Source organism: Rhodopseudomonas sp. BR0C11, from assembly GCF_010820945.1.
GTDB lineage: Bacteria > Pseudomonadota > Alphaproteobacteria > Rhizobiales > Xanthobacteraceae > Rhodopseudomonas > Rhodopseudomonas palustris_H.
In genome coordinates this window covers 1-3144 of sequence record NZ_QTKI01000497.1, presented here as the reverse complement: position 1 = coordinate 3144, position 3144 = coordinate 1, and the positions used below count along the sequence as shown (strand labels likewise).

Here is a 3144-nt window from a genome sequence, read left to right as displayed (position 1 = left end):
CAGATGATCTGGTACAAGGTCGGCTCCGCCGATGAGACGCCCGGCAAATCGGGATTGGCGCATTTCCTCGAACATCTGATGTTCAAGGGCACCGAGAAGCATCCGGCCGGCGAGTTCTCGCAGACCGTGCTGAAGATCGGCGGCAACGAGAATGCGTTCACTTCCTACGACTTCACCGGCTATTTCCAGCGCGTGCCGAAGTCCCACCTCGAACAGATGATGGCGTTCGAGGCCGACCGCATGACCGGCCTGGTGCTGAAGGACGAGAACGTGCTGCCGGAGCGCGACGTCGTGCTCGAAGAGTACAACATGCGGGTCGCCAACGATCCGGATGCGCGGCTCACCGAGCAGATCATGGCGGCGCTGTATCTCAACCATCCCTACGGCCGCCCGGTGATCGGCTGGCATCAGGAGATCGCCAAGCTCGATCGCGAGGATGCCCTGGCGTTCTATCGCCGGTTCTACGCGCCCAACAACGCCACGCTGGTGATCGCCGGCGACATCGAGGCCGATGAGGTTCGCCCGCTGGCCGAGCGGATCTATGGGGCGATCCCGGCGCAGCCGGCGATCCCGCCGCAGCGCATCCGTCCGCAGGAGCCGACACCGGCGGGGCCGCGCACGGTGACGCTCGCTGATCCGCGCGTCGAGCAGCCGGCGGTGCGGCGCTATTATTTGGTGCCATCGGCCCACACCGGCGCCAAGGGCGACAGCGCCGCGCTGGAAGTGCTGGCGCAACTGCTCGGCCACGGCAGCAATTCGTATCTGTACCGCGCACTGGTGATCGACAATCCGCTGGCGATCACGGTGGGGGCTAACTACCAGGGCAATGCGCTCGACGACAGCTACTTCATCGTCGCCGGCACGCCGAAGCCAGGTGTCGATTTTGCGGCGATCGAGAAGAAGATCGACGAGGTGATCGCCGATGTCGTCGCCAATCCGGTTCGCTCCGAGGACCTGGAGCGCGTCAAGACCCAGCTGATCGCCGCCGCGGTCTATGCGCAGGACAATCAGGCGACGCTGGCGCGCTGGTACGGTCAGGCGCTGACCACCGGCCTCAGCGTCCAGGACGTCCAGAGCTGGCCCGACCGCATCCGTGCCGTCACCTCCGACGACGTTCGCGCCGCCGCCAAGCAGTGGCTCGACCGCAATCGCTCGGCGACCGGCTATCTGGTCACCGGACCCGCCGCCAAGCAGGAGGAGAAGCGCTCGTGAGCATCGATCTGTTGTCCGCGCGGCGCCTGACCGCTGCTCTCGTCGTGACCCGCGCCGGCTTTGCCAAGCAATTCGCGCTCGCCGCCTGCGTCGGGCTTGTCGTCGCTTTGTCCGCGGTGCCGTCTCATGCGGCCGCCAAGATCCAGCGGCTGGTGACTCCCGGCGGTCTGGTCGCGTGGTTCGTGCAGGACGCCACCGTGCCGCTGATCTCGATGGAGTACTCGTTCGATGGCGGCGCCAGCCAGGATCCGGCCGACAAGCCGGGCGTCGGCCACATGGTCGCCAACCTGCTCGACGAAGGCTCTGGCGACATGGACTCGGCGACGTTCCATGAGCGGCTGGATCGCCGCGCCATCCAACTGTCCTACTCGGTGACCCGCGATTATTTCCGCGGCTCGCTGCGGATGCTGAAGGACGACCGCAACGAAGCGTTCGGTCTGTTGCACACCTCGATGACCCAGGCGCGGTTCGAGCCGAAGGACGTCGAGCGGATTCGCGCGCAGCTGTTGTCGACGCTGCGCCGCCAGGCGCTCGATCCGAACAACCTCGCCAGCCGCAAGTTTCTCGAAGTGGCGTTCGGCGATCACCCCTATGGCCGGCCTTCGACCGGCACGCCGGAAAGCCTGCCCAAGGTCACGATCGAGGACATGAAGGGCTATGTCGGCCGAGTGCTGGCGAAGGACACGCTGAAGATCGCGGTGGTCGGCGACGTCGATGCCGCCACGCTGGCCAAGCTGATCGACGACACGTTCGGCAGCCTGCCGGCCAAGGCGCAGCTGACGCCGGTGCCGGACGTCGTCGCCGCCAAGCCGCCGCAGCGGACCAACGTCACGCTCGACGTGCCGCAGACGGTGGTGATGTTCGGCGGGCCTGGCATCAAGCGCGACGATCCGGATTTCATGGCCGCCTATGTGGTCAATCACATCCTCGGCGGCGGTTCGCTGTCGTCGCGGCTGTACCGCGAAGTGCGCGAGAAGCGCGGGCTCGCCTATTCGATCTACGAGCAATTGCTGTGGATGCAGCATTCGGCGCTGTTCATCGGTTCGACCGGCACCCGCGCCGACCGCGCCACCGAGACGATCGATGCCATCACCACCGAGGTGAAGCGGATCGGCGAGCAGGGGCCGAGCGAGCAGGAACTTGCCGAGGCGAAATCCTACATCAACGGCTCGCAGATGCTGTCGCTCGACACCTCGGCCAAGCTGGCGCAGGCGCTGCTGCAGTATCAGAACGACGGCCTGCCGATCGATTACATCGACAAGCGCAGCGAGGTGGTCAACGCGGTGACGCTGGCAGATGCCAAGCGCGTCGCGCAGCGGCTGTGGTCGAACGGTCTGCTCACCGTCGTGGTCGGCCGCCAGCCCCAGGCCGCAGCCCAACCGGCCGTCAAACCCGCCGGCGCTCCGCCCGCGCCGCGGGCGAATTAGCACCACGCTCAGACTCGCATTCGCCGCGACCTCTCCCCGAGCACGACTGAACCTCTCCCCGCCGGCGGGGAGAGGGGGCGCAAGCGGCTCGACCGTGCTAAACAGCAGGCCGCCGTGCGGTCCGCGCGGCATCAACTGCTTTGGTGCCCCATGCTGCGGATCAGCCGCACCCTCGTGATCGAGGACGACGACATCGAGATCAGCTTCATCCGCGCCTCTGGGCCGGGCGGGCAGAACGTCAACAAGCTGTCGACCGCGGCGCAGCTCCGGTTCGACACCGCCAGGATCGCCTTGCCGGAAGATGCCGCTGCGCGGCTGGTCGGGCTCGCAGGCCAGCGCATGACCAAGGACGGCGTCATCGTCATCCGCGCCGACCGGTTCCGCACCCAGGAGCGCAACCGCGCCGATGCGCTGGAGCGGCTCGAAGAATTGTTGAAGGCTTCCCTGGTCCGCCCGATCCCACGCCGCGCCACCCGGCCGACGCCCGGCTCGAAGAACCGCCCCC

At 67.0% G+C, this 3144-nt stretch carries 3 protein-coding genes; all 3 read left to right on the top strand.

The features are described from left to right. On the top strand, positions 1 to 1212 hold a 1212-nt coding region (locus DYI24_RS24060), incomplete at its 5' end, for a M16 family metallopeptidase (protein ID WP_164574115.1). 44 nt (positions 1213 to 1256) lie between these two features. Further along, entirely contained in the window at positions 1257 to 2639 is a 1383-nt protein-coding gene (locus tag DYI24_RS24055; protein WP_349627814.1) for a M16 family metallopeptidase, read from the top strand. Positions 2640 to 2789: 150 nt separating this feature from the next. Then, a partial coding sequence (gene arfB, locus DYI24_RS24050) for an alternative ribosome rescue aminoacyl-tRNA hydrolase ArfB (protein ID WP_164574113.1) occupies positions 2790 to 3144 on the top strand: 355 nt, incomplete at its 3' end.